Below are 26,573 nucleotides of genomic sequence, written 5' to 3'. Positions count from 1 at the left end.
AAGAGATAATTCTCTTCTGGTTTTTCGTTCACTGTGCAAATTAGGGAAACAATTGCATAAAGGTCTAAAAAAGCGGAATAAAGAAAAAAATAATGCTTTGCAAACAAGTGGTAAGGAGTTTAACTTGACATCAAATAAACAAGGCTTTACAATATAAACTTGTAAAGGGTTTTCACTTAACAGCAGGGAGGCTTGCTAAGATGCTTGAAAAGACAACGCGGATTAATTATTTGTATGACTTTTACCAATCGTTGTTAACAGAGAAGCAGCAGAGCTATATGTCCCTCTACTATCTGGATGATTACTCTCTTGGCGAGATTGCCGATGAATACGAAGTCAGTAGGCAGGCAGTCTATGATAATATAAAAAGAACAGAAGCGATGCTTGAGGAATATGAAGCAAAGCTGTTGTTATTTCAAAAATTTCAAGAGCGTAACCAGTGGATTGCGAATATGAAGGGACTCATAGAAAAGGATTCCTTTTCAAAAGAGAAGCTGCTAGAAGCAATCACAACGCTTGAGAAGTTGGATTAGGAGGCGGCAATATGGCATTTGAAGGATTGGCCGACCGACTGCAGAGCACGATGCAAAAGATCCGTGGAAAAGGGAAAGTCAACGAAGCGGACGTTAAAGAAATGATGCGTGAAGTTCGATTGGCTCTGCTTGAAGCGGATGTTAACTTTAAAGTCGTGAAGGATTTTGTAAAACGTGTCAGTGAACGTTCGGTAGGTCAGGAAGTGCTGAAAAGCTTAACCCCCGGTCAACAGGTAATAAAGGTAGTCAAGGAAGAATTGACGGAGCTGATGGGCGGCGAACAAAGCAAGATTGCCGTTGCCTCGAAACCACCGACTGTCATCATGATGGTAGGTCTTCAAGGTGCAGGTAAAACGACGACCACCGGAAAGCTTGCCAATCTTCTAAGGAAAAAATACAACCGCAAGCCATTGCTCGTTGCGGCTGATATTTACCGTCCGGCGGCGATTAAGCAGCTTGAAACACTTGGCAAACAATTAAGCATGCCTGTTTTCTCCCTTGGGGACCAGGTCAGTCCTGTTGAAATTGCTAAACAGGCAATTGAAAAAGCTAAGGAAGAACATCATGATTATGTGTTGATTGATACCGCAGGTCGCCTTCATGTTGATGAAAACTTGATGGGCGAACTGAAGGATATCAAAGAGTTGACAAAACCAGATGAAATCTTCCTGGTTGTCGATGCGATGACCGGTCAGGATGCGGTCAATGTAGCCCAAAGTTTCAATGAACAGCTGGGCCTGACAGGAGCCGTATTAACGAAACTTGATGGAGATACACGTGGTGGTGCGGCACTTTCAATTCGTTCAGTCACCAACACGCCTATTAAATTCGTCGGTATGGGTGAAAAATTGGATGCACTTGAAGCTTTCCATCCAGAACGGATGGCGTCAAGGATCCTCGGCATGGGTGATGTGTTGACCCTTATCGAAAAAGCACAGGCCAATGTTGATGAAGAAAAAGCGAAAGAATTAGAGAAAAAGATGCGTACAGCCACTTTTACCTTTGATGATTTCCTTGATCAGCTCGGTCAGGTGCGGAATATGGGACCGCTTGATGATATTCTGAAAATGATTCCAGGTGCGAATAAAATGAAAGGGATGGACAACCTTCAGATCGATGAAAAACAAATCGGTCATGTTGAAGCTATCATCCGATCAATGACAACGCATGAAAAGGAACATCCGGAAACCATGAATGCATCCCGCAAGAAACGGATTGCCAAAGGAAGCGGCAGATCGATTCAAGAAGTGAACCGTCTACTGAAGCAATTCGAAGAAATGAAAAAGATGATGAAACAGGTTACGAACATGCAAAAAGGAAAGAAAAAGGGATTTAAATTCCCGTTCATGTAAGGTTTATTTCAGCTCGGAACTAAGGTGAAATACGGGTCGAAGCCATGTATTTCAACACTTTTTTTACCTGTTAAGAAAAAAACCTTTACAAACATGCAAGACATTTGATATTATACTATCTTGTGTGAAACTATTCGGAGGTGCTTATTTAAAATGGCAGTAAAAATTCGCTTAAAACGTATGGGAGCTAAAAAATCTCCTTTCTATCGTATTGTAGTTGCAGATTCTCGTTCACCACGTGACGGACGTTACATTGAAGTGGTAGGAACTTATAACCCGGTGGCTCAACCAGCAAAAGTTGATATCAACGAAGAGCTTGCTCTTAAATGGTTACAAGATGGAGCTAAACCATCTGATACAGTTCGTAACTTATTCTCAACACAAGGCATCATGGAAAAATTCCATGTTGCAAAAAACAGCAAGTAATCGACGGTAGTTGATGAAAGCACTGATTGAAACGATTGTTTCAGCACTTGTGGATTATCCGGAAGAGGTCATCGTGACCTCCAAGGAAGAATCCGACCGGATTGTTTATATCCTCTCCGTTCATAAAGAGGATATGGGCAAGGTGATCGGTAAACAAGGGCGTGTTGCTAAGGCGATTCGGACTGTGGTATATGCAGCAGGATCTTCACAGCAGAAGAAAATCTATTTGGAGATTTCCGAATAAGGAGGGTTAATTCCCCTCCTTTTTTTGTACTTCAAGAAAGCTTAGATCCCAATTGATCAAATTCGGGCTTTAAACTTTACGCCTTTTAAGACGCATCTTTTACCGATTTACGTTATACTTAAGAGAATGACCCCCATTTCAAAAAGATTACCCCATCATACATATTTTTAGAAGGAAATACGAAATCATAGATAATAGGAGGTGCTGGAATGAAAATTCTCCAAAATGTAATCGTTAACCAAGTATTAACGGAATCCAGCAAGAATCAGCTCCTCGAGAAATACAAGTCAAAACGCCTTCAGCTTCAAAAAGAGAGTGAACAGCTTCGCTTTGAACTGAAAAAACTTGAAAAAACAAGAACTCTCCAACCTGCTAGTCTCCGTGCTCATTTCGAAAAAGAAATAAACCAGAGGCAAGAAAAAATTAAACTGCTTGAATTTCAAATGGAGCAGTTGGAGATCCTTCCCGCCGGAAGTGAATTGAAGGAACGGGAAGTTCAAAGTATCATTGATGTGGAAATTGGGGCAGATTGGGACGAAATCATGGCAACGAAGACCATTGTCATTAAAGATGGAATCGTCTCGGAAATTCGTTAGAGGTGAAAGAATGGAAAAATGGTTTAATGTAGGTAAAATTGTCAACACACATGGTCTTTTAGGAGAAGTCCGTGTTATTTCTTCAACAGACTTTCCGGACAAACGATACAAAGTGGGAAATACTCTGTATTTGTTCAGGGACACTGAGAAAAAACCTTTGCCGCTTGTCATCAGGTCGCATCGCACCCATAAAAACTTTAACCTATTGACGTTCGAGAACTATTATAACGTCGGACAAGTCGAGGCTTTTAAAAACGGGGTCCTGAAAGTCAAGGAAGCACAGCTTGGTAAATTGGACGAAGGTGAGTTCTACTTCCATGAAATCATCGGCTGTTCGGTATTTACGGATGAAGGCATTGAAGTTGGGGAAATCATTGAGGTTCTTACGCCTGGTGCAAATGATGTTTGGGTCATTAAGAAAGCTGGCAGTAAGGACATTTTGATTCCGTATATTGAACAAATTGTTAAAGAAGTAGATATTTCCGCTAAAAAGGTCATCATTACACCGATGGAAGGACTTTTAGACTGATGAAAATCGATGTGCTTTCGCTTTTTCCAGAAATGTTCGAAGGGGTATTTGGTTCGTCAATCTTAAAAAAGGCTGCGGAAAAGCAGGCTGTCAGCTATAAGGTGACCAATTTCCGAGATTATGCAGATAATAAGCATTCGACGGTTGATGATTATCCGTATGGCGGCGGAGCCGGAATGGTATTGAAGGCACAACCAATCTTTGATGCCGTGGAAGCTCTTAAAGGGCAAGCTGAGCTAACCCCAAGGGTAGTCCTGCTTTGCCCCCAGGGAGAGCGTTACACGCAGAAAAAAGCCGAAGAGTTAGCTGAAGAGGAACATCTCATTTTCATTTGCGGGCATTATGAAGGGTATGATGAGCGGATCCGGGAGCATGTCGTCACTGATGAAATATCGATAGGCGACTTTGTGCTTACAGGCGGGGAATTGGGCGCAATGGTCATTATTGACAGCGTTGTGCGCTTGCTGCCTGGCGTTCTTGGAAATGTTGACTCCCCGATTCTTGATTCCTATTCTTCTGGTTTGTTAGAGCATCCACATTATACTAGACCTGCAGATTTCCGGGGGATGAAAGTTCCTGATCCGCTAATATCCGGGAATCATAAAAAAATCGATGAATGGCGGATGAAGGAATCCCTGCGCAGAACTTGGATTCGGCGTCCGGATTTGCTCGATAGTTATGAACTATCGGAAGTTGAAGAAAAATTATTGTCCGAGATTAAAAAAGAAGACTGATCTCTATTGCATCGACGTTTATAGTATGATAGGATATACCTTGTGACTTGGGCGAAATGCTCAGTCTTATAACGATGTTCCGCTGCAAACAATAAGTATTTGCAAGAGCGTCCAGGAGGAGTTGAAATCGATGCAAAATCTTATTAACGAAATCACAAAAGAACAACTTCGCTCAGATCTTCCATCATTCAGACCTGGTGACACAGTACGTGTACACGTAAAGGTTATTGAAGGAACTCGCGAACGTATCCAGTTGTTTGAAGGCGTTGTAATCAAACGTCGTGGCGGCGGAGTTAGTGAAACTTTCACAGTACGTAAGATCTCTTACGGCGTTGGAGTAGAACGTGCTTTCCCTGTTCACACACCAAAAATTGCGAAACTAGAAGTTATCCGTCACGGTAAAGTACGTCGTGCGAAACTTTATTACCTACGCGAACTTCGTGGTAAAAAAGCACGTATTAAAGAAATTCGTCGTTAATTCTTCGAATATCTTCATGCGGGTTTACCATGATCCACATAAGGTGAATAACCAAACAGTATCATGCAAAAAGGGAGCTTGTTTATCAGGCTCCCTTTTTGCACTTTAAGAAACGATGAATACACTTACGGTGAAAACTATATAGAATCCTGCTCGCTATAGCGTCCGCAACATGTTAAAATAATTGTTGATATGCTTCAAAAAGGGTGTGTAAGGATGGCGAAAAAGAAAAATGAATTGTGGGAATGGACAAAGGCGGTCATAATCGCGGTTATAGCGGCGACGCTGATTCGTTATTTCCTTCTGGCTCCTATTGTTGTGGACGGTAATTCCATGATGCCGACATTAAAGGATACGGACCGCATGATCGTTAATAAAATTTCCTATTCGATCGGTGAACCGAAAAGATTCGACATTATCGTTTTCGAAGCTCCAGAAGGCAAGGATTACATAAAGCGGGTCATTGGATTGCCTGGGGAAAAAGTCGAATATAAAAATGATACTCTTTACGTGAATGGAAAAGCTTATGATGAGCCATACTTGGATGAATATAAAGAACAATTGATTGATGGCGGGGACTTGACGGAACCTTTTACATTAAGTGATGTCATAGAACAAGAAACGGTGCCTGAAGGCCACCTATTTGTCCTGGGGGATAATCGCCGTTTTAGTAAGGATAGCCGCCATTTTGGCGTAGGTGTCGTTCCTTACGATAAAGTGTTAGGAAAAACTAAATTAGTTTATTGGCCGATCGAAGACTTTCGATTGGCGGAATAGTAGGAAGGTGCATTCCATTGACAATACAGTGGTTCCCTGGCCATATGGCCAAAGCAAGACGGGAAGTAACAGAGAAATTAAAACTGATCGACATCATCTTTGAACTTGTGGATGCCCGGATACCGGCATCTTCACGAAATCCGATGATCGATGAAATCATTCAGCATAAACCGAGGGTCATCCTTTTGAATAAAGCTGATATGGCCGATCCGGTAAAAACGAATATGTGGCTTGAACATTATAAATCGCAGGGGAAAACGGCGATTGCCATTAACTCACAGGCTGGAAACGGTTTAAACCAGATTACAGCTGCTTCCAAAAAACTTTTAAAAGAGAAGTATGAGCGGATGGAATCAAGAGGAATAAAGCCGAGAGCGATCCGTGCCATGATAGTCGGCATTCCGAACGTGGGGAAATCGACTTTAATCAATCGGCTTGCCAAAAAGAACATTGCCAAAACAGGGAATACGCCTGGCGTCACGAAAGCGCAGCAATGGATAAAAGTTGGCAAGGAATTGGAATTGCTCGACACGCCGGGGATTCTCTGGCCGAAATTCGAGGATCAAGAAGTAGGCTTGAAGCTTGCGTTGACAGGTGCGATCAAAGATACGATTTTAAACTTGCATGAAGTCTCATTATACGGCCTTCGCTTTTTGGAAAAAGAATATCCGGATAGATTGAAATCCCGTTATAATCTGGATGTAATTCCGCAGGAAACACTCGAATTGTTCGATGCGGTCGGAAAGTTCAGGGGCTGTTTAGCATCTGGAGGGTTCATCGATTATGACAAGACCGCAGAGTTGGTCGTACGTGAAATCCGTTCAGAAAAGATGGGTCCGCTTACGTTTGAGGTCCCTTTGGATTATGAAGAGAATGATATCCCGAATAACATTAACAATGACCTGATTGTTGAAGACAATCAGTGAAAAGGATTGATACGGAGCTGGAGTATTGGATGTCGAAAAGGCTTACTCTTTTTGATGTCTCTTTTCCGCTCCGTATTTTTGTTTGAACTGTAGAAAGGGAGCTAGGCTGCCGATAATTAATATGATGGGTGATATAGATGATAACCGAAATGAGCATTAAGGAAATCTCCTCAAAGTTAAAGACAATAAGAGAGCCTGAAGATTTATTTTTACAGAAATGCCGGGAGGACGGACGAAAGGGAGTAACCGACTTAGTAAGCAAATGGCAAAGAGCTTATGAAAAAGAACAACAGGTAAGGGATGCTTTCACGGAAATGACGGAGTTTGAGCGTCAATTGAGAAAACAGGGGTTTTCCATTCTGGCTGGTATCGATGAAGTGGGAAGAGGACCTCTGGCAGGACCAGTTGTGACCAGTGCAGTCATCTTGCCTGAATCTTTTTATTTGCCTGGGCTTAATGATTCCAAAAAGATTCCAGAGGCAAAAAGGGAACTGTTTTATGAAATGATTTTTAAGGAAGCACTATCCATAGGTGTAGGTGTTGTACATAGCGAAGTAATTGATGAAATCAATATATATCAAGCTACGAAAAAGGCAATGGTGGCCGCATTGAACGATCTGTCGGAACTTCCTGATCATTTGTTGATCGATGCAATGGAACTGGATGTGCCGATTCCGCAGCTTTCGCTCATAAAGGGGGACGCAAGAAGCATTAGCATCTCTGCGGCCTCCATAATAGCGAAAGTAACCCGTGATAGAATGATGAAGGAATATGGTGAGAAATATCCGGAATATGGTTTTGAAAAGCACATGGGTTACGGGACAAGCCAACATTTAGAAGCGCTCGACACGCACGGGCTTACACCTTGGCATAGAAGAAGTTTTGCACCAGTTAAGGAAATAGCTGCAAGAACGAAGGATTAAGGGGGGGGAGTGGTGCAATCCATAACAATCGGTCAACCGTTATCTTCACCTATTGAAATAAAAGGAATTGTTAGTTGGAAAAACGGGCAAATCTTTATCGGGAAGGTGAATAAAGTTTTTCCTAACCAAACGGCCGAGGTACAGATTGGCCACCAAAAAATGATTGCCACTCTCGATATCCCGCTTCGGACAGGAGAAAGGCATTGGTTTCAAGTGCAGCACCCAATTGAGGGGCGGCTCGTGTTAAAAGCTTTAAATTCCCCCGATTTGAACGATTCCGGCATAAAGGGAACGGCTGCAAAATTAATCGCTCATCTCGGCATAACGCCCGAACCGTCCGCATTGAAGCTTGCCGAATATCTCCTGACAAATCGCCTCCCGATAACCAAGGATACTTTTCAGCCCGCCATGCAATGGTTAAAAGCTGCTGATGCTGCAGAAGCCGGTCTGCCTGTAATAAAAACGATGTTCATTCAGCAACTGCCTTTTGTAAAAGATGTATTTGATGCTTTATTTACACAGTCCAAAAGTGAACCTTTCCATAAACTTCTCAGTTGCTTCAAGCAAAAGCTGGAGGATGGTGAAGCAGAAACGAGGACTGCCGGCAAGCTGAGGGAAGTATTGGACTCCTTACACGTTGCTAAACAGAACCAGTTTCAACAAATCGGTTTGCAAAAACTAGTCACCACTTGGCTGGATTCCGATTCAACACCAGAAATGAAATCCGGTGCATTTTCCCTGCTCCAAAAGACGGGTTTCATTCCAAAGGGAATGACGGAATTTGTCTTTCTGGAGAATTTAATTGATGGATCTGAGGCTAGGTCAGGTATTGCTAAGAATTCAGCGGTTGATAAAATACATCAAGGATTGCAGCTGCTTTCCGAGGCAAAAAGCGGAGCATTTGCAAAAGTTGAAGAGATCGATACTGCTATTAATCGCATATTGAACGGTCATGAACACGAGGGGGCAAAACTGCCACATGATATCCACTCGATGCCGAGAAAAAACATTACTGCAGAAAAACTTTCCTCTCATGCCTTTCATTTACTCCAGAGTTCTTTTACCGAAGCAACAGCTAAAAAGGCACTAGGAGGAAAAATGGAAGTGAATGACCTTATAGGCTACTTGAATAAGGACACAGATCAAATAGCTGAGTCGAAGGGTAAGGCGGCTGAATTATTGTTCCAGTCGCTTAATAGGCTTCCTGAGGCCCAATACGCTAGGAATAATGAGAAGCTAGTCCTTTCACTTATATTGGAAGCTGAGTTTCAAACAATCGATTTCACCGATGGACCTTCTGTTGCACATCAGCTGAAAGAAATGACCAAGATCCTTGGTCTTCAGCTGGAACATGCACTCATTAACCTTTCTGGAGAAGATATGGCGGATTTCCCGAAGGATTTGGAGACACTTAAACCGCTGCTGCTTAAATTGCTGAATGAACAAATTCCGGCATCTATGAAGGAGATGGCAGAGCAAATCCTAAATCGGATTACTGCGCAACAGATCCTTTCACAGGAAAATGGACCGATTCAGAATTTACTTCTTACAGTTCCACTCAATCTGGGATCTGTTCAAACGGATCTGACTTTACAATGGAGCGGAAGAAAAACAAAAGATGGCAAAATTGACCCGGATTACTGCCGTGTCCTATTTTATTTAGAATTGGAACGCCTTAAAGAGACGGTCATCGACATGCAGGTTCAAAACCGAATCATCAAAGTGACGGTCATAAATGGGAATGGTGCGGTCCTTGAAGAGGCAGCCGGTCAATATCTTGACATCCTGAGAGAGAATCTCGAAAAAATGGAATACAGATTGTCAGGGGTTTCCTTTGTAAATCCCGTGAATGAAAAAGAGCGGGACCAAGGGGGGAAACCGATACCTTTTTCAGAAACCGGTTCGTATAGTGGAGTGGATATTCGAATATGATGAATGATAAACGAAAAGAAGCGATTGCCTTAAAGTATGATCAAAAGACATCTAAAGCGCCCGTCATATTGGCGAAGGGAAAAGGTAAAACCGCTGATATTATTCTGGAAAAGGCGATGAAACTGGATATACCAATCCAAAGGGACGAATCGCTTGCTGCACTTTTAGGTCAATTGGATATAAATCAAACGATTCCAGAAGAATTGTATGGAGCTGTTGCAGAGGTATTCGCATTCATTTATAAAGTTGACAAGGATATGAATCGGTAGTTTCCTAAATTATCCAGATGATATCGCTAAATGGATTACTGTTGGTTTATGTAGAATATTAGGGAAATCACTGATGAATTTTCATTATATTAAAAAAATACTAATGTATTTGCAAAAGGACAAGGCCATGGCTTTGTCCTTTTGCTTTTCCTTTGAATCAACACAAGGGTAATAGTAATTTATCAATGAATCGACCTCTGGGTTAATATAGTGAAAAGGCTTTCATGAAGGCATTTTTAGAAGATTTATAACGGTAATGACTTTTTTGAAAATAGATTTACAGATCCAAAATATATGAATTTAATAAGGAAAAAACACAACGGAGAAGAAGGTTTTCTCCATTTTTAACCTGGATATAGAAGTATATTATAATAATATTTTAAAAATTATGTGAAAGAAAATTATGCACGAAGGAGAATTTTGTTGTAATATGGTAGAGAAAACACGCATTAAATTTCAAAGTTGTTTTTTAGTAGATAAGGAGGATGGGAAATGAATATCCATGAGTATCAGGGGAAAGAGATATTGCGACAATACGGGGTATCCGTTCCAAATGGCCGGGTTGCCTTTACTGTTGATGAAGCAGTGGAAGCAGCGAAGGAGTTAGGTACGGAAGTTGTTGTCGTCAAAGCTCAAATTCATGCGGGTGGCCGCGGGAAAGCCGGCGGAGTCAAGGTAGCGAAGAATCTTGATGAAGCGCGTACATATGCAGAAGAGATTCTTGGCAAGACATTGGTGACCCATCAAACAGGTCCTGCAGGAAAGGAAGTTAAGCGTTTACTTATCGAAGAAGGCTGCGACATTACAAAAGAATATTATATCGGGCTGGTCCTTGACCGTGCTACGGACAGTGTCGTATTGATGGCTTCTGAAGAAGGCGGAACTGAAATTGAGGAAGTGGCTGAAAAGACACCAGAGAAAATTTTCAAAGAAGTAATCGATCCGGTTGTCGGCCTGACTGGTTTCCAGGCACGGAGGATTGCATTCAATATCAATATTCCGGCTTCACTTATAAATAAAGCTTCCAAACTGATGGTTAACTTATATACAGCTTTCGTTGATAAAGATTGCTCAATCGCAGAAATCAACCCATTAGTGGTAACTGGCGACGGCGATGTAATGGCGCTTGATGCTAAATTGAACTTTGATGATAATGCGATTTACCGCCATAAAGACATCGCGGAGTACCGTGATTTGGATGAAGAGGATGCGAAAGAGATTGAAGCATCAAAACATGGCCTTAGTTACATATCGCTTGACGGAAATATCGGATGCATGGTTAATGGTGCCGGTCTTGCTATGGCGACGATGGACATCATTAAACATTATATGGGAGATCCGGCTAACTTCCTTGACGTTGGTGGCGGCGCCACTGAGGAAAAAGTGAAAGAGGCTTTCAAAATCATCCTTTCCGATCAAAATGTTAAAGGCATCTTCGTTAATATCTTCGGAGGAATCATGAAATGTGACATCATCGCTACAGGCGTCGTGGCTGCTGCTAAAGAGCTAGGCCTGGATGTCCCTCTTGTTGTTCGTCTTGAAGGAACGAATGTGGACCTTGGCAAAAAGATTCTAAAAGAGTCAGGTTTAAATATTACGTCTGCTGAATCAATGGCAGATGGAGCACAAAAAATAGTATCACTTGTAGGATAATAGGCAGGGGGGAACATAATGAGCGTTTATATTAATAAAGATACGAAAGTGATCGTTCAGGGAATCACTGGTGCAACAGCATTATTTCATACAAAACAAATGTTGGAATACGGCACGAAAATCGTTGGAGGAGTCACTCCGGGTAAAGGTGGAACAGAAGTGGAAGGGGTACCTGTATATAATACAGTTTCCGAAGCTGTCACTGAAACCGGAGCGAATGCATCTGTTATCTATGTACCGGCTCCATTTGCTGCCGATGCAATTCTAGAAGCAGTGGACGCAGAACTTGATCTTGTCATTTGTATCACGGAACATATTCCTGTCTTGGATATGGTCAAGGTTAAGCGCTACATGGAAGGCAAAAAAACTCGCTTGATCGGACCGAACTGCCCAGGTGTCATTACTCCTGAAGAGTGTAAGATTGGTATCATGCCAGGGTATATCCACAAAAAAGGCCATGTAGGTGTAGTTTCACGTTCTGGAACTTTGACGTATGAAGCCGTTCACCAATTATCGCAAGCAGGCATTGGGCAATCTTCGGCTGTCGGTATCGGTGGAGATCCGGTTAACGGAACGGATTTCATTGATGTTTTGAAAGCGTTCAACGAAGATCCGGAAACACATGCTGTAATCATGATCGGGGAAATCGGTGGAACGGCAGAGGAAGAAGCAGCAATCTGGGTGAAGGAAAATATGACTAAGCCAGTTGTTGGTTTCATTGGTGGCCGTACGGCTCCAGCCGGTAAACGCATGGGTCATGCTGGTGCCATTATCTCAGGAGGAAAAGGGACTGCCGACGAGAAAATCCGCGTTATGAACGAATGTGGAATTAAAGTTGCCGAAACTCCATCCGTAATGGGTGAAACATTGATCTCCGTCTTGAAAGAAAAAGATATTTACGAACCTTGTAAAACACATTGATTCAAGCTGGGCCGACCTTTTTTGGGTCGGCCTTTTTTTCCCTCCAATTTCCTCGGGAGACACCAAGTCCATAACTATTAACCTACTTAAAAAAATATCCGATTAGGGGCGTTTCCAATTGAATAAAAAAGAAAAGTTAATCCATCTCCATCATTGCCGCGGAGCAGGATGGAAAACAATCCAAATAATCATGTCCAATGACCCATCATTATCTTCCCTGTTCACGACGAATCACGCTGAATGGGCAAAAATGCTCCCTATCCCTTCAAATAAGCTCAACCTCTTTCTCAAAGATTTACATTCACTCAATACCATCGATAAACTTAAAATATACAAAGATAGTCAAATTCATTGTTTGACGATCTTCGATGATGAATACCCTTTTTTGCTGAAGCAAATATTCGATCCTCCGTGGGTTCTTTATTTTAAAGGCGATAAGAGGCTTTTAACAAGGAAGAATACGCTAGGTGTTGTTGGAACACGTAAGCCAACCTCGTATGGTCTGGAGGCCTTAAAAACGATTCTATTACCGCTTGTAAAGAAAAAGTTCGTGATCATAAGTGGAGTGGCGGCTGGAATCGATGCAGAGTCACATAAGATCACATTAAGCGAATGCGGAGATACGATTGGGATTTTAGGAGGGGGGCTTATGCAAATATATCCAAAATCCAATGTACCCCTTGCTGAAGAAATCATCAAAAAAGGCTTGCTTATATCTGAGACTCCACCGGAAATGAGGGCGGAACCTTGGATGTTTCCGCTTCGGAATCGAATCATCAGTGGATTATCACAAGGAGTATTCGTGGTCGAGGCAAAAGAAAGAAGCGGATCCCTTATTACGGCACAAGCTGCTTTGGAACACGGCAGGGATGTGTTTGCGCTTCCTGGTAATGTTACGAGCCCTGAATCGCTGGGGACCAATCAATTGATTTCTGATGGTGCCAAACTTGTTTTGAGTGCCAGGCAGATCGAGGAAGAGTTTTGAACAATATAATATAGAAGATAGACGGAGAATCAAAAGGGAAAATAAAGAAAAAAAGGTGGTTTTTTTAAAGGATGGGTTGAATTATTAGACAAAAAGGTTGAAAATATTGTAAAACTGTTATAAGTTTTGCAAATGGCACCTCTTGTCAAAATACCTATAAATAAATGAATCAGCCTGCTTTGAAAAGTAAAGAGGTGTTGACAAATGAATTTTGAATGATTAATAATAGTGAAGATTTATATTACCTCTTTGAGGAGGATTTATTGGATGTCAGAATACTTAGTGATTGTGGAATCGCCGGCAAAGGCGAAAACAATAGAACGTTACTTGGGAAAAAAATATAAAGTAAAGGCTTCCATGGGGCATGTACGCGATTTGCCTAAAAGTCAAATGGGTGTCGATGTTGAACATGAATATGAACCTAAATATATAACTATCCGCGGCAAAGGCCCGGTTTTAAAAGAATTGAAAACCGCTGCAAAAAAAGCGAAAAAAATATATCTCGCGGCTGACCCCGACAGGGAAGGGGAAGCCATTGCCTGGCACTTGGCTCACAGTCTTGATGTTGACGTTAACTCAGATTGCCGCGTGGTTTTCAATGAGATCACGAAAGAGGCTATCAAAGAATCATTTAAATCACCGAGGCCAATAAATATGAAATTGGTTGATGCCCAGCAGGCAAGAAGGGTCTTGGATCGTTTGGTCGGATACAATATAAGTCCGCTTTTGTGGAAAAAGGTGAAAAAAGGATTAAGCGCGGGACGGGTCCAATCGGTTGCTGTACGGATGATCATTGACCGGGAGAAGGAGATCAAAGATTTTATCCCTGAAGAGTATTGGACAATCAAGGCTGATTTTGTAAAAGGAAAAGAACAATTTGAAGGTTCCTTCTTCAGCATTGGCGGTGAGAAGAAGGAGTTGAATAACGAAGAGGACGTCAAAAAAGTGCTCGCTTCTTTAAATGGCGGCGAATTTACGATAGGAGCTGTAGCTAAAAAAGAAAGAAGGCGCAATCCAGCCGCTCCTTTTACGACTTCTTCCCTGCAACAGGAAGCGGCACGTAAATTGAATTTCCGTGCAAAGAAAACCATGATGCTTGCTCAGCAGCTTTATGAAGGAATCGAGCTTGGCAAGGAAGGTACAGTCGGGTTAATCACTTATATGAGAACCGATTCGACCCGGATTTCCGATGTTGCGAAAGAGGAAGTCCATACCTTCATCCAAAATAATTATGGTAAAGAGTATGTTCAGGTTGAACAGCGCAAAGAGAAAAAACAGACCAATGCCCAGGACGCCCATGAAGCGGTCAGGCCAACAAGCACATTACGTGAACCGGGTGTAGTCAAGGAGTTCTTATCCAGAGATCAATTCCGTCTTTATAAATTGATTTGGGAACGATTCGTTTCTAGTCAAATGTCTTCGGCGGTCATGGATACGATGAGCATCGACCTGCATAACGGGGATGTCATCTTCAGGGCAAATGGTTCAAAAATTAAATTCCCGGGTTTCATGAAGGTATATGTTGAAGGGTCCGATGACTCGGTGGAAGAAAAGGAAAATGCACTTCCGGATGTGAAAACAGGGGATCAATTCTTTTCAAAAGATATCGAGCCGAAGCAGCATTTCACACAGCCTCCGCCCCGATATACTGAAGCCCGTCTTGTCAAAACCCTAGAGGAACTGGGAATAGGCCGTCCTTCTACATATGCTCCTACCTTGGATACGATTCAAAAACGGGGCTATGTTACCTTGGATAATAAACGGTTCATCCCGACAGAGCTTGGTGAGATCGTTCTTGAATTGATACGCGAATTCTTCCCGGATATTCTTGATGCAGAGTTCACTGCCAAGATGGAACAGGAATTCGACAGCGTCGAGGAAGGCAGTATCGAATGGATAAAGGTCATCGATGAATTTTATAAGGAATTTGCAGTTCATTTGGCTAAAGCCGAAGTCGAGATGGAGAAAATTGAAATCAAAGATGAACCTGCAGGTGAAGATTGCGTGGAATGCGGACATGGGATGGTCTTTAAGATGGGGCGTTATGGAAAGTTCATGGCATGCAGTAATTTCCCGGATTGCCGTAACACAAAGCCAATCGTTAAAGAAATCGGTGTTAAATGTCCAAAATGTAAAGAAGGAAACATCATTGAAAGGAAAAGTAAAAAACGCCGCATATTTTACGGGTGTGATACCTATCCTGGATGTGACTTCATATCTTGGGATAAACCGCTGCCGCGGAGTTGTCCAAAATGTGAAGGTACACTTGTTGAGAAAAAACTCAAAAAAGGCGTCCAGGTACAGTGCATGGATTGTGATTTCAAAGAATTGCCCCAAGCATAGAAAAGACCGTGAAATCGTTTACTGTTCTAAATATAAATTGACTCGGCATCTGCCGAGTTTCTTTATGTTCAGGAAAGTATGATATCATGATAGTATGTGGACTTACTTCCAAGAAGAAAATGGATAAAGCTTGAAACTTTTTTATTTAAGCCATGTGATGTAAAATTCAGTGGACAAGTACATTCTTTTAAAGATATAATTCCTATTTGTGTCCGCTATCCTTTTTAGAAGGATTTCAGGAAGAATGCCGCTATCTGGCATATTCTTTAAATTATCTTTAGCAGGAATGAGTATTTCGGGTATAAATACATAGATATCGTTAAAAATGAAACTTTTATGAAAGCAGTTTTAATGATAAATGATCCTGTCTTATCATATCTATACATGGAGGTTCGAAAAATGAAAGAAACAAAAGTAAGTGTAATCGGTGCTGGGCTTGCTGGAAGTGAAGCGGCGTGGCAGTTAGCAAAAAGAGGAATTAAAGTCGATCTATATGAAATGCGCCCTGTAAAACAAACGCCAGCCCATCATACCGATAAATTCGCTGAACTTGTTTGTTCCAATTCACTTCGGGCAAATACGTTAACAAATGCAGTTGGTGTATTAAAAGAAGAAATGCGTATTCTGGATTCGGTCATCATGTCCGCAGCAGATGCTTGTGCTGTACCGGCTGGCGGTGCTTTAGCTGTTGATCGTCATGAATTTGCCGGTCTTGTTACGGAAAGGGTCAAAAATCATCCAAATGTAACGGTCATCAATGAAGAAGTGACGGAAATTCCGGAAGGTCCTACCGTCATTGCAACCGGTCCGCTTACAAGTCAGTCACTATCTGACAGCTTAAAGCAAATCATGGATGAAGAATACTTGTACTTCTATGATGCTGCCGCACCAATTCTGGAAAAAGACAGCATCAACATGGATAAAGTATATTTGAAATCCCGCTATGATAAAGGTGAAGCAGCTTATCTGAACTGTCCGATGACGGAAGAAGAGTTTGACCGCTTTTATGAAGCCTTGATTGCTGCTGAAACAGTTCCACTTAAAGAATTCGAAAAAGAAATCTTTTTCGAAGGCTGCATGCCCATTGAAGTAATGGCATCACGCGGGAAGAAAACGATGTTATTTGGTCCATTGAAGCCAGTTGGCTTAGAAGATCCAAAAACGGGAAAACGTCCTTTTGCTGTAGTTCAATTGCGTCAAGATGATGCGGCAGGAACACTTTACAATATTGTTGGTTTTCAGACACATTTGAAATGGGGTCCACAAAAAGAAGTATTGCAGCTCATACCTGGATTGGAAAATGCGGAAATTGTCCGTTATGGAGTTATGCATCGAAACACTTTCATAAACTCACCTAATGTTTTGAAGCCTACGTACCAATTCAAGAATCGGGATGATTTATTCTTTGCCGGTCAGATGACTGGCGTCGAAGGATATGTAGAATCGGCTGCATCGGGCTTGGTTGCAGGTATCAATGCTGCAAGGATCGTCCAAGGATTGGATCCTATCATTTTCCCTGCAGAGACGACGATGGGCAGCATGGCAAGGTACATAACTTCGACGAATGGTAAGAGCTTCCAGCCGATGAATGCCAACTTTGGATTGCTTCCAGACCTTGAAGTGAGAATCAAATCCAAAAAAGAGCGGAATGAAACGCATGCTAAACGCGCTTTAGACACAATTCAGAACTTTGTGAAAAATTTGTAAAATATTTGCCTGCTGTTTTAAAGTATGATACTATTTATTAGCCTTTGCGAGGTGTTTCCATGATTAATCAAAAAAAGGCATTATCATCCTTCATCGAATATTTACAAATTGAAAAGAACAGTTCACATTACACCATTGAAAATTACAAACGTGATATTCACGAATTTTTTCTGTTCCTTAATGAACAGGGCATTGAGGACATCACGTCCGTTGAATATCTTGATGTCCGGTTATATTTAACGAATTTATATGAGAAAAAACTTTCTAAGCGCACTGTAGCAAGAAAAACTTCTTGTTTGCGGAGCCTTTATAAATTTTTACTACGTGAAGGTGATGTGAAGGATAATCCTTTTTCCCTTGCTTCTTTACCTAAAAAGGATCAAAGACTGCCACGTTTTCTCTATGAGAAGGAAATGGATCAGTTGTTTTCTTCTTTAAAGAAAGATTCACCGATAGGAATAAGGAACAATGCCTTACTGGAATTATTGTATGCTACAGGCATTCGCGTAAGTGAATGTTGTGATATTAAACTGCAGGATATCGATCTTTCCTTAGGGACGGTACTGATCCATGGAAAAGGAAAAAAGGATCGCTACGTTCCGGTTGGTAGATATGCACAGGAAGCGATAGATTTATACATACGTACAGCCAGGATGGAATTGACTTCGTCTGACGCCAAGGCGCATGTTTATTTATTTGTTAATTTTCGTGGAGACCCTCTGACACCTAGGGGAGTTCGCTATATATTGAATGAATTGATTAAAAAGTCAGCCGCAGATGGAAGTCTTCATCCCCATATGCTAAGGCATTCGTTTGCTACACACCTATTGAATAATGGGGCGGACATTCGCACGGTTCAGGAATTGCTTGGTCATTCAAAAATTTCATCAACGCAAGTGTATACGCATGTTACAAAAGACCAATTGAAAAAAGTCTACAATGCATCACATCCGCGGCCTTAAATGTTGAAAGGGGACACTTTATGACAACGATATTTGCAGTGCATCATAAAGGTGAATGTGCCATGTCCGGTGATGGGCAGGTTACTTTAGGAAATTCAGTAGTGATGAAGCATACAGCGAGGAAAGTAAGAAAAATCTTTAATGGTAATGTCCTTGCAGGTTTTGCAGGTTCCGTTGCAGATGCTTTCACTTTATTTGAGATGTTCGAAGCTAAACTTGAAGAGTATAATGGCAATCTTCAGCGCGCTGCCGTTGAAATGGCAAAGCAATGGAGAAGTGACAATGTATTGAGAAAGCTTGAAGCCATGCTAGTCGTGATGGATAAGAACCATTTACTGCTCGTTTCTGGCACCGGGGAAGTAATTGAACCGGATGACGGGATTCTCGCCATAGGATCGGGAGGGAATTATGCATTGGCTGCCGGCAGGGCATTAATGCGGTTTTCCAGCGACCACTTATCGGCAAAGGAAATCGCTCAATCATCTTTACAAATTGCAGCGGAAATTTGTGTATTTACAAATACGAATATAATCGTGGAAGAGTTGTAAGGAGGAGCGCAAATGTCAAAAAAAGCTAATTTAACACCGAGGCAAATCGTTGAAAAACTGGATCAGTATATCGTAGGGCAGCGTGAGGCAAAACGGGCAGTGGCAGTGGCTCTTCGGAATCGCTACCGACGTTCCCTTCTCTCGGATCAACTTCGTGACGAAGTCGTTCCGAAGAATATATTAATGATTGGACCGACAGGTGTTGGGAAAACAGAAATAGCTCGGAGAATGGCTAAATTGGTAGGTGCTCCTTTTGTAAAAGTTGAAGCAACGAAATTTACGGAAGTCGGGTATGTCGGCCGGGATGTAGAGTCCATGGTCCGTGACTTGGTGGAGACTTCCGTCCGCCTCGTGAAGGAAGAAAAGATGGCCAGTGTAAAGGAACGGGCAGAAGAAAATGCAAATCGCCGTTTAATAGAGCTATTAGTGCCATCCACTAAAAAACAGAGTAATTTCAAGAATCCTCTTGAAGTCTTTTTTGGAGGCAATAACAATCAAGACGAACAGGACCCGGAAGAAAATTCCGAAGATTTAAGTTTGCAGGAAAAAAGAAAAATCGTCGCTGAAAAGCTGGCTAATGGTGAGTTGGAAAGTGAAATGATAACGGTCGAAGTGGAAGAACAGGCTGCTTCGATGTTTGATATGCTCCAAGGTTCGGGAATGGAACAAATGGGGATGAACATGCAGGACGCTTTAGGAAGCTTGATGCCGAAAAAAAGCAAGAAGCGCAAATTGAAAGTAAGTGAAGCGAGAACCGTTTTAACAAATGAAGAAGCGGCAAAATTGATTGATATGGATGAGGTCACTTCCGATGCAGTATACGGGGCTGAGCAAAATGGGATTATCTTTATTGATGAAATAGACAAAATTGCAAGTAAGCAATCTGGAAGTTCATCAGCGGATGTATCAAGAGAGGGTGTCCAAAGGGATATCCTGCCAATTGTTGAAGGTTCGACAGTAGTGACTAAATATGGGTCAGTTAAAACGGATCATGTCCTATTTATTGCTGCAGGGGCCTTTCATATGGCTAAGCCATCCGACCTAATCCCTGAATTACAAGGGAGATTCCCGATTCGTGTTGAATTGAACAAACTGACTGTAGACGACTTTGTACGGATTCTTCATGAACCGGATAACGCCTTGTTAAAACAATATGTTGCTTTATTAGAAACTGAAGGTATAGAAATTGAATTTTCTGACGATGCTGTTCGTAAGATAGCTGAAGTGGCCTTCGAAGTAAATCAAAACACTGACAATATTGGTGCAAGAAGACTTCATACCATTTTGGAACGGTTGCTTGAAGACTTATCGTTTGAAGCTCCGGAAATAACGATGGAGAAGATTACAATTACTCCCCAATATGTCGAAGGTAAGCTTGGTTCTATCGCCCGGAACAAAGATTTAAGCCAGTTTATCCTTTAATTAAGAAACAATTTGGCAATGATTTGCCTACGCAATGAACATAAAATTACGGAAATACAACTTCATAGTTATTGTGAACCATGGTATTTTTAGGAGGAACAAATCAAATGAACTTATTAGCAAAAACAAGAAAAATCAATGCAATGCTCCAAAAAGCAGCAGGTAAAGCAGTTAACTTCAAGGAAATGGCTGAAAGTTTAAGTGAAGTTATCGAAGCGAATGTATTCGTCGTCAGCCGCCGCGGGAAATTACTTGGCATAGCGGTGAGCCAGCAAATTGAAAACGAACGCATGTACAAAATGTTGGAAGATAAACAATTCCCTGAAGAGTACACAAAAAACCTTTTCAATATTCCTGAAACCTCTTCGAACCTTGATATCGAAAGCGAATATACTGCTTTCCCAGTCGAAAATAAAGAGCTTTTCGCAACTGGATTAACAACGATCGTACCGATTATGGGTGGGGGAGAACGTTTAGGAACATTAGTACTTGCCCGATTACAAGAAAAATTTCACGATGATGATTTAATTTTGGCTGAATATGGTGCGACTGTAGTCGGTATGGAAATCCTGCGTGAAAAATCAGAAGAGATAGAAGAAGAAGCTCGTAGTAAAGCTGTCGTTCAAATGGCGATATCCTCGTTATCTTACAGTGAATTGGAAGCAATTGAGCACATCTTTGAGGAGCTTAAAGGTAATGAAGGTCTGCTTGTAGCATCCAAAATTGCAGACCGTGTCGGTATCACGCGTTCCGTTATCGTAAATGCACTAAGGAAACTGGAAAGTGCAGGAGTCATTGAATCACGCTCTCTTGGAATGAAAGGTACTTATATCAAAGTATTGAACGATAAATTCCTACTTGAATTAGAGAAGCTTAAAAATAATTAACATACTAAAAAGGCAGTCCTTAAAAAGGGCTGCCTTTTTTTGTGATATTTGGATCTGTTGCTGTTCTGGGACTAACAGGCTAACGCAGGTGAATGGCAGGTGTAGAAAGGAAAAAAGGTATTAAGGATTAAATGGAAATGTGAATATAGGCATGTTTTCTATTAGAAGCAGTAAAGATAGTTAAATATTTCTTGAAAGGGTAATTATATTATTATAACTGTCGATATGATGGAAATGAATGATGATGTACTTTTTGATTTTAAAAATACTATGGATAACGGGGTACAGTCAGTTGGGGATTTTGTCGAATGGATCGGTACGTTAAAAAAACCGCTTTTTTTCAAAAAAAGAAAAAATGCAGTAATCATTTATTTTTCTTAAGAATCCTTTATTTAAAAGGGTTAAATCAACTAAAATGAAAAAAATAATTTAAAGTAAAATTGAAAATTAGTTCTAAAGTATCAGGTATATAGATTTGTTTTTCGATATGATATATAAGCTAATAGAAGTAAAATTTGGTTAATATGTAGAATATCATAATAAAATGTAATATAACGTCATATTAACCCTGTAATTTTACTAATAAAAACGACAAATTTGAGCAATTTGTGACAATTTTCGACGATAATAGGTCTAAAGTCTATGTATTGTTTATGGACATAGTTATAATGTTTCTTTAAAATTAAAACGTAAATGCGCTGGGTTAATTTATTGATAAAGTAATTATTTGTTAATTATAGAAAGAGGTGATCGATGTGGAATTATTTTCGAATACTTTTCAATCGCTTGAAAATGCCCTTGATTATTCTAATGCCAAACAAAAAGTCATTTCACAGAACATAGCCAATTCGGATACGCCTAATTATAAAGCTAAAGAAGTCGACAAAACACAATCCTTTAAGGGAGAACTGGAATCTTCCCTGGAGTCATATCGTACCGATGAACGACATTTCACCTTCAAATCAGAGGGGAGTAATGCTTCTAACATCGTGACGCAGAAAAAAAATGTCCGATATAACAATAATGGCAATAGCGTGGACGTTGATAAGGAAATGACGGATCTTGCTGCCAACCAGATTTATTATAATGCAGTAACCGACAGGCTTTCAGGTAAGTTTCAATCATTGCAGAATGTAATTAGAGGAGGTAAGTGATGGGAATCTTCCAAAGTATAAACATGACCGGATCTAGCCTGACGAGTCAAAGGGTAAGGATGGATGTAATCTCAGCTAATATGGCTAATGCCGATACTACCAGGGCGGAATATGACGCCGAATCAAAAACATGGAAGCCATATACAAGAAAATCAGTTGTGCTGCAAAGTAAGGAAAACGGTTTTTCGAGTTTCTTAAACGCAGCATCAGGAAAAACGAGCGAGGTAGGGAATGGAGTGAAGGTGACTGGAATAGTAAAAGATAAAACACCTTTTGAACTGGATTACAATCCTGAACATCCTGATGCCAATGAAGATGGTTATGTTGAAATGCCAAATGTCGACCCACTTCGGGAAATGGTTGATTTAATGAGTGTCACACGCTCATACGAAGCAAATGTGACAGTTTTAAATGCATCAAAGGGAATGATGATGAAAGCTTTGGAAATCGGGAAATGAAAGTTTGAAAGGGGATTGTTGATATGGAGGGGATTTCTCTTTCAGCAGTGAACAATGCAAGTAATGTTCTGAAAAAAGAGCAAAACAATACTAATACACCATACGAATCGCAGCAAGATTTTGCGTCGGTATTAAAAGAATCAATGAATAAAGTTAACGAAACACAAGTGGCATCTGATGATCTTACAACCAAATTGGTTAATGGGGAGAATGTTGAGCTTCATTCGGTGATGATAGCTTCACAAAAAGCCAGTGTTACCATGCAGGCTACATTAGAGGTTCGGAATAAGGTTGTGGAAGCCTACCAGGAAATGATGAAAATGAGTATATAGCATTCATTTTTTAACCTCATTATATAGAGAAAAATGACCAGGGGGAAAAGAAGTCCCCCAATCATAAATTCATAGACTGACCGGGGGATTTAAATGAATGAAGTACTAGTGAACTATAAAAACAAAATAACTGCTTACTGGACGAGCCGCAGTAAAAAACAAAAATTCATGATGATTGGTTCAGCGGCATTAATTATCATCATCATTACGGCAGTTTCAATTTTAACCACGCGTACGACGCTGGTGCCCTTATATTCCAACTTAACTCCTTCGGAAACGGGGAGCATTAAAGAAAATTTAGACAGTCAAGGGATTATGAATGAAGTTTCTGAAAATGGGACGACCATAAAAGTTCCAGAAGAAAAACTGGATTCACTTAAAGTGGAACTGGCAGCTGAAGGAATTCCGGAATCAGGCAGTATCGACTATTCCTTTTTTAGTCAAAGTGCCGGTATCGGAATGACTGAAAATGAATTCAATGTCATTAAACTGGACTCGATGCAAACGGAATTGGCAAGTTTAATAAAAAAGATTGATGGGGTAGAAGATGCCAGTGTTATGATCACCCTCCCTGATAAAGGAGTTTTTGTCAGTGATTCAGCTGGGGAAGCGTCAGCATCCATTGTATTGAATACGAAACCCGGTTATAAATTTGAAGAAAGTCAAATCAATTCCCTTTATCATCTGGTCTCAAAAAGTGTTCCGAATCTCCCTACAGATAATATCGTCATTATGAACCAAGAGTTTGAGTACTTCGATTATGAAAATGAAAATTCTTCTTTCGCATCCGCATTTGCTACCCAAAACGAAATAAAAAAAGAAATAGAACGCGATATTCAAAGACAGGTACAAAATATGCTTGGAACGATAATGGGGAGAGACAAAGTGGTTGTTTCAGTCACGACAGACATTGATTTCACTCAAGAAAATCGGGAAGAGAATTTAGTGGAACCGGTCGATGAAGAAAATATGGCTGGAATTGAGATTTCTGCGCAAAGGATCAACGAATCGTATAGCGGGGACGCAGCAGGTGCAGGAGGCGTTCCGCAAAGTGAGGATTCCTCAGATTCATTGGGATCGAGTTATATTGAAGGCACAAACGGATCCGGTGATTATGAAAAAGTGGATGAAACGATAAATAGTGAAGTGAATCGAATCAAGAAAGAAATAGTCGAAAGCCCATATAAAGTCAAAGATTTAGGTATTCAGGTCATGGTCGAACCGCCCACAGCTGACGAACCAAATTCTTTATCTCAACAGAGTATGGATGATATTACACAAATCCTTGGTACGATAATCCGCACGACAATCGAGAAAAAAGCTGAAGGGGAAGAGCTGACGGACGAGGAGCTTAATAATAAAATTGCGATTTCCGTTCAGCCGTTTAATGGAAAAATGAAGTTGCAAAAAGATGAAACGAAACCTTCGTTACCAATATGGGCATACATAGTCGGCGGAGTGCTAATACTTGCCATTATCATTCTCTTAATCTTATTCCTCCGTTCCAGAAAGCAAGCTGAAATGGAAGAGGAGTACGTGGTTGAAGAGGAAGAAGTTGTATTCGATGTTCCGGATCTGAACAAAGAGAAGGAAACAGAAGCATCTTTAAAAAGAAAACAACTGGAGAAGCTGGCAAAAGAAAAGCCGGATGAATTTGCAAAATTATTAAGAAGCTGGATAGCAGAAGACTAGGAGGCTTAAGAAAATGACAGATAGAAAAAAAAAAGACGGATTGACTGGCAAACAGAAAGCTGCCATCCTCCTTATTTCCTTAGGCCCGGATGTTTCTGCGTCCGTTTATAAGCATCTTTCCGAAGAGGAAATTGAGAGATTGACACTTGAAATTTCGGGAGTGAGGAAAGTGGACTCCCAAGATAAAGAGGAAATTCTGGAAGAATTCCATAATATTGCTTTAGCACAGGATTACATCTCCCAGGGAGGGATAGGATATGCCAAACAGGTACTTGAAAAGGCATTAGGGACTGACCAGGCAACCGCCATCATTAACCGTTTAACATCTTCCTTGCAGGTTCGTCCATTCGACTTTGCTCGAAAGGCAGATCCTGGACAGATCTTGAATTTCATTCAGAACGAGCATCCGCAGACCATTGCATTGATCTTGTCCTATCTTGATCCCACACAGGCTGGACAAATATTGTCAGAGCTTCCGCAAGAGGTGCAGGCCGATATTGCAAGAAGGATTGCTTTAATGGATAGCACTTCTCCGGAAATCATCAATGAAGTGGAGCAAATACTCGAAAGAAAACTTTCAGCGACTGTAACCCAAGATTATACACAGACTGGTGGAGTGGAAGCCGTTGTAGATGTGTTGAATGGTGTTGATCGCTCAACGGAAAGAACGATCTTGGATGCACTTGAAATCCAAGATCCGGAGCTTGCTGAGGAAATAAAGAAACGAATGTTTGTTTTTGAGGATATCGTGACCCTTGATGGCAGAGCGATTCAGCGTGTTGTCAGGGAATCCGATAACGAAGATCTTAAGCTATCGCTTAAAGTGGCTAGTGATGAAGTGAAGGAAATCGTTTTCCGAAACATGTCAAAACGTATGGTTGAAACGTTCCAGGAAGAAATGGAATATATGGGGCCGGTACGTTTGCGTGATGTAGAAGAAGCGCAATCAAGAATTGTTGCCGTCATTCGCCGACTGGAGGAAACTGGAGACATCGTGATTGCCCGCGGCGGAGGGGATGATATCATTGTCTAGGATTATCAAATCCCAGCAGGCTAACCAGGAGAAAAGCAAAAAGATAGCGATAAAAGTTCGCCCTTTTGACTTTCTTCAAAATGATGATGCAGATGAGCGAAAAAAACTTCATTATATTCAATCTGATGAATTTCTCAAAGATGCCAAACAGGAAGCGGAAACGTTATTGCTCGATGCTAAGCAAAAAGCCCAAGCGATTGCTGCTGAAATCCAGCAAGACCGAGAACAATGGGAGAATCAAGAAAAAGCAATGTTTATCGAACAAGCTCAAAAAGAAGGGTATCAGCAGGGAGTCGAAGATGGGATCCAAAAGGGTTATAGCGAGATTGCCGCGGAAATAGCTTTCGCAAAAGAAGTGGTGGAGTCCTCTAAAAAAGATTATCGGCACCATATCGAATCATCTGAAACCGTTATTTTAAATCTTGCCCTGAAGGTGGCAGAGAAAATTATCGGGCAACAGCTTGAAAGAGATGAAGAGTCTTTTTTATCCATAGTCAAAAGAGCCATCAAAGAAGGGAGGGATTGCCGTGAAGTGCAATTGCATATCCATCCGATCCGATATCAATCGATTCTTTCTCATAAAGATGAGTTGATGGCAATCTTTCCGAAAGATACTGAGCTGTATATCTTTCCGGATGATGAGCTTGAAGAAAGCAGCTGTATCATCGAATCCGATAACGGAAGGATGGATGCGAGTGTCGACAGTCAGCTGCAGGAAATAAAAGTGAAACTAACTGAATTGCTGGAAGGGGAATAA

General features: G+C 41.1%; 28 protein-coding genes. All 28 read left to right on the top strand.

From position 1 onward, the window contains the following. The first annotated feature begins 200 nt into the window (after positions 1-200). The 28 genes from ACYP5M_RS21450 (at position 201) to fliH (ending at position 26,573) form a co-directional block, all read left to right on the top strand. Positions 201-533: a putative DNA-binding protein gene (locus tag ACYP5M_RS21450; RefSeq protein ID WP_101224629.1), complete on the top strand. Its 333-nt coding sequence runs from the start codon at positions 201-203 to the stop codon at positions 531-533. 11 nt (positions 534-544) lie between these two features. Continuing rightward, positions 545-1,885, top strand: coding sequence for a signal recognition particle protein (gene ffh / locus ACYP5M_RS21445; protein WP_101224630.1), 1,341 nt, complete (start codon positions 545-547; stop codon positions 1,883-1,885). 153 nt (positions 1,886-2,038) lie between these two features. Beyond that, complete coding sequence (rpsP, locus tag ACYP5M_RS21440; protein WP_057913437.1) at positions 2,039-2,311, top strand: 30S ribosomal protein S16; 273 nt, start codon at positions 2,039-2,041, stop codon at positions 2,309-2,311. A 13-nt stretch (positions 2,312-2,324) separates the two neighbouring features. Next, the gene (locus ACYP5M_RS21435) at positions 2,325-2,555 is read left to right on the top strand and encodes a KH domain-containing protein (protein WP_048684915.1); all 231 of its coding nucleotides are present in this window, start codon (positions 2,325-2,327) and stop codon (positions 2,553-2,555) included. 209 nt (positions 2,556-2,764) lie between these two features. Continuing rightward, positions 2,765-3,151: a YlqD family protein gene (locus tag ACYP5M_RS21430; protein WP_034313711.1), complete on the top strand. Its 387-nt coding sequence runs from the start codon at positions 2,765-2,767 to the stop codon at positions 3,149-3,151. A 10-nt stretch (positions 3,152-3,161) separates the two neighbouring features. After that, entirely contained in the window at positions 3,162-3,680 is a 519-nt protein-coding gene (gene rimM / locus ACYP5M_RS21425) for a ribosome maturation factor RimM (protein WP_434169062.1), read from the top strand. Beyond that, positions 3,680-4,414 carry a tRNA (guanosine(37)-N1)-methyltransferase TrmD gene (gene trmD / locus ACYP5M_RS21420; protein ID WP_101224632.1) on the top strand — a complete coding sequence of 245 codons (735 nt, stop codon included), beginning with the start codon at positions 3,680-3,682 and terminating at the stop codon, positions 4,412-4,414. Before rimM ends, trmD begins: the two co-directional genes overlap by 1 nt. A gap of 130 nt (positions 4,415-4,544) precedes the next feature. After that, on the top strand, positions 4,545-4,892 hold the full coding sequence (gene rplS / locus ACYP5M_RS21415) for a 50S ribosomal protein L19 (protein WP_034313702.1): 348 nt from the start codon (positions 4,545-4,547) through the stop codon (positions 4,890-4,892). A gap of 216 nt (positions 4,893-5,108) precedes the next feature. Next, positions 5,109-5,669: a signal peptidase I gene (gene lepB / locus ACYP5M_RS21410; protein ID WP_101224633.1), complete on the top strand. Its 561-nt coding sequence runs from the start codon at positions 5,109-5,111 to the stop codon at positions 5,667-5,669. A 17-nt stretch (positions 5,670-5,686) separates the two neighbouring features. Continuing rightward, the gene (gene ylqF, locus ACYP5M_RS21405) at positions 5,687-6,595 is read left to right on the top strand and encodes a ribosome biogenesis GTPase YlqF (protein ID WP_101224634.1); all 909 of its coding nucleotides are present in this window, start codon (positions 5,687-5,689) and stop codon (positions 6,593-6,595) included. 140 nt (positions 6,596-6,735) lie between these two features. Beyond that, entirely contained in the window at positions 6,736-7,518 is a 783-nt protein-coding gene (locus tag ACYP5M_RS21400; RefSeq protein WP_230177691.1) for a ribonuclease HII, read from the top strand. Positions 7,519-7,530: 12 nt separating this feature from the next. Further along, on the top strand, positions 7,531-9,450 hold the full coding sequence (locus tag ACYP5M_RS21395) for a hypothetical protein (protein ID WP_434169063.1): 1,920 nt from the start codon (positions 7,531-7,533) through the stop codon (positions 9,448-9,450). Beyond that, the gene (locus ACYP5M_RS21390) at positions 9,447-9,719 is read left to right on the top strand and encodes an EscU/YscU/HrcU family type III secretion system export apparatus switch protein (protein WP_397314480.1); all 273 of its coding nucleotides are present in this window, start codon (positions 9,447-9,449) and stop codon (positions 9,717-9,719) included. Before ACYP5M_RS21395 ends, ACYP5M_RS21390 begins: the two co-directional genes overlap by 4 nt. A 492-nt stretch (positions 9,720-10,211) precedes the next feature. Then, complete coding sequence (gene sucC, locus ACYP5M_RS21385; protein WP_101224636.1) at positions 10,212-11,372, top strand: ADP-forming succinate--CoA ligase subunit beta; 1,161 nt, start codon at positions 10,212-10,214, stop codon at positions 11,370-11,372. Positions 11,373-11,390: 18 nt separating this feature from the next. Then, complete coding sequence (sucD, locus tag ACYP5M_RS21380) at positions 11,391-12,293, top strand: succinate--CoA ligase subunit alpha (RefSeq protein WP_101224637.1); 903 nt, start codon at positions 11,391-11,393, stop codon at positions 12,291-12,293. 118 nt (positions 12,294-12,411) lie between these two features. Continuing rightward, the gene (dprA, locus tag ACYP5M_RS21375; protein ID WP_230177517.1) at positions 12,412-13,278 is read left to right on the top strand and encodes a DNA-processing protein DprA; all 867 of its coding nucleotides are present in this window, start codon (positions 12,412-12,414) and stop codon (positions 13,276-13,278) included. Positions 13,279-13,545: 267 nt separating this feature from the next. Continuing rightward, entirely contained in the window at positions 13,546-15,621 is a 2,076-nt protein-coding gene (topA, locus tag ACYP5M_RS21370; protein WP_230177515.1) for a type I DNA topoisomerase, read from the top strand. A gap of 399 nt (positions 15,622-16,020) precedes the next feature. Then, complete coding sequence (gene trmFO / locus ACYP5M_RS21365) at positions 16,021-17,328, top strand: FADH(2)-oxidizing methylenetetrahydrofolate--tRNA-(uracil(54)-C(5))-methyltransferase TrmFO (protein ID WP_101224639.1); 1,308 nt, start codon at positions 16,021-16,023, stop codon at positions 17,326-17,328. 59 nt (positions 17,329-17,387) lie between these two features. Then, entirely contained in the window at positions 17,388-18,290 is a 903-nt protein-coding gene (xerC, locus tag ACYP5M_RS21360; RefSeq protein WP_048684877.1) for a tyrosine recombinase XerC, read from the top strand. A gap of 20 nt (positions 18,291-18,310) precedes the next feature. After that, positions 18,311-18,838, top strand: a complete 528-nt coding sequence (gene hslV, locus ACYP5M_RS21355; protein ID WP_048684874.1) for an HslVU peptidase proteolytic subunit — start codon at positions 18,311-18,313, stop codon at positions 18,836-18,838. A gap of 12 nt (positions 18,839-18,850) precedes the next feature. Continuing rightward, positions 18,851-20,260 (top strand): HslU--HslV peptidase ATPase subunit, encoded by a 1,410-nt coding sequence (hslU, locus tag ACYP5M_RS21350; RefSeq protein WP_048684871.1) that lies wholly within the window; start codon positions 18,851-18,853, stop codon positions 20,258-20,260. A 107-nt stretch (positions 20,261-20,367) separates the two neighbouring features. Further along, the gene (gene codY / locus ACYP5M_RS21345; protein WP_057278408.1) at positions 20,368-21,147 is read left to right on the top strand and encodes a GTP-sensing pleiotropic transcriptional regulator CodY; all 780 of its coding nucleotides are present in this window, start codon (positions 20,368-20,370) and stop codon (positions 21,145-21,147) included. 755 nt (positions 21,148-21,902) lie between these two features. Further along, positions 21,903-22,301 (top strand): flagellar basal body rod protein FlgB, encoded by a 399-nt coding sequence (gene flgB, locus ACYP5M_RS21340; RefSeq protein WP_434169064.1) that lies wholly within the window; start codon positions 21,903-21,905, stop codon positions 22,299-22,301. Beyond that, a complete protein-coding gene (flgC, locus tag ACYP5M_RS21335) occupies positions 22,301-22,759 on the top strand; it encodes a flagellar basal body rod protein FlgC (RefSeq protein ID WP_076366538.1) in 459 nt (152 codons plus the stop codon). The genes flgB and flgC overlap by 1 nt, the downstream gene beginning before the upstream one ends. A gap of 23 nt (positions 22,760-22,782) precedes the next feature. Continuing rightward, a complete protein-coding gene (fliE, locus tag ACYP5M_RS21330) occupies positions 22,783-23,091 on the top strand; it encodes a flagellar hook-basal body complex protein FliE (RefSeq protein ID WP_459735505.1) in 309 nt (102 codons plus the stop codon). Between the two features lie 93 nt (positions 23,092-23,184). Further along, positions 23,185-24,783, top strand: coding sequence for a flagellar basal-body MS-ring/collar protein FliF (gene fliF, locus ACYP5M_RS21325; protein ID WP_434169065.1), 1,599 nt, complete (start codon positions 23,185-23,187; stop codon positions 24,781-24,783). Positions 24,784-24,796: 13 nt separating this feature from the next. After that, the gene (gene fliG, locus ACYP5M_RS21320) at positions 24,797-25,816 is read left to right on the top strand and encodes a flagellar motor switch protein FliG (RefSeq protein WP_459735504.1); all 1,020 of its coding nucleotides are present in this window, start codon (positions 24,797-24,799) and stop codon (positions 25,814-25,816) included. After that, positions 25,800-26,573 carry a flagellar assembly protein FliH gene (gene fliH, locus ACYP5M_RS21315; protein WP_459735503.1) on the top strand — a complete coding sequence of 258 codons (774 nt, stop codon included), beginning with the start codon at positions 25,800-25,802 and terminating at the stop codon, positions 26,571-26,573. Before fliG ends, fliH begins: the two co-directional genes overlap by 17 nt.

The sequence above is a fragment of the Peribacillus sp. N1 genome, assembly GCF_054600815.1.
The sequence above is the reverse complement of the archived record's forward strand: the minus strand, read 5'-3'. Positions and strand labels throughout refer to the sequence as shown.

Coding starts and splice junctions, on each gene's coding strand:
- codY (WP_057278408.1), top strand. CDS start 20,368: ATGAACTTATTAGCAAAAACAAGAAAAATCAATGCAATGCTCCAAAAA.
- topA (WP_230177515.1), top strand. CDS start 13,546: ATGTCAGAATACTTAGTGATTGTGGAATCGCCGGCAAAGGCGAAAACA.
- ACYP5M_RS21450 (WP_101224629.1), top strand. CDS start 201: ATGCTTGAAAAGACAACGCGGATTAATTATTTGTATGACTTTTACCAA.
- ffh (WP_101224630.1), top strand. CDS start 545: ATGGCATTTGAAGGATTGGCCGACCGACTGCAGAGCACGATGCAAAAG.
- flgC (WP_076366538.1), top strand. CDS start 22,301: ATGGGAATCTTCCAAAGTATAAACATGACCGGATCTAGCCTGACGAGT.
- ACYP5M_RS21435 (WP_048684915.1), top strand. CDS start 2,325: ATGAAAGCACTGATTGAAACGATTGTTTCAGCACTTGTGGATTATCCG.
- lepB (WP_101224633.1), top strand. CDS start 5,109: ATGGCGAAAAAGAAAAATGAATTGTGGGAATGGACAAAGGCGGTCATA.
- xerC (WP_048684877.1), top strand. CDS start 17,388: ATGATTAATCAAAAAAAGGCATTATCATCCTTCATCGAATATTTACAA.
- trmFO (WP_101224639.1), top strand. CDS start 16,021: ATGAAAGAAACAAAAGTAAGTGTAATCGGTGCTGGGCTTGCTGGAAGT.
- rplS (WP_034313702.1), top strand. CDS start 4,545: ATGCAAAATCTTATTAACGAAATCACAAAAGAACAACTTCGCTCAGAT.
- fliE (WP_459735505.1), top strand. CDS start 22,783: ATGGAGGGGATTTCTCTTTCAGCAGTGAACAATGCAAGTAATGTTCTG.
- sucC (WP_101224636.1), top strand. CDS start 10,212: ATGAATATCCATGAGTATCAGGGGAAAGAGATATTGCGACAATACGGG.
- sucD (WP_101224637.1), top strand. CDS start 11,391: ATGAGCGTTTATATTAATAAAGATACGAAAGTGATCGTTCAGGGAATC.
- ACYP5M_RS21390 (WP_397314480.1), top strand. CDS start 9,447: ATGATGAATGATAAACGAAAAGAAGCGATTGCCTTAAAGTATGATCAA.
- ACYP5M_RS21430 (WP_034313711.1), top strand. CDS start 2,765: ATGAAAATTCTCCAAAATGTAATCGTTAACCAAGTATTAACGGAATCC.
- trmD (WP_101224632.1), top strand. CDS start 3,680: ATGAAAATCGATGTGCTTTCGCTTTTTCCAGAAATGTTCGAAGGGGTA.
- hslU (WP_048684871.1), top strand. CDS start 18,851: ATGTCAAAAAAAGCTAATTTAACACCGAGGCAAATCGTTGAAAAACTG.
- fliH (WP_459735503.1), top strand. CDS start 25,800: ATGATATCATTGTCTAGGATTATCAAATCCCAGCAGGCTAACCAGGAG.
- rpsP (WP_057913437.1), top strand. CDS start 2,039: ATGGCAGTAAAAATTCGCTTAAAACGTATGGGAGCTAAAAAATCTCCT.
- fliF (WP_434169065.1), top strand. CDS start 23,185: ATGAATGAAGTACTAGTGAACTATAAAAACAAAATAACTGCTTACTGG.
- fliG (WP_459735504.1), top strand. CDS start 24,797: ATGACAGATAGAAAAAAAAAAGACGGATTGACTGGCAAACAGAAAGCT.
- rimM (WP_434169062.1), top strand. CDS start 3,162: ATGGAAAAATGGTTTAATGTAGGTAAAATTGTCAACACACATGGTCTT.
- hslV (WP_048684874.1), top strand. CDS start 18,311: ATGACAACGATATTTGCAGTGCATCATAAAGGTGAATGTGCCATGTCC.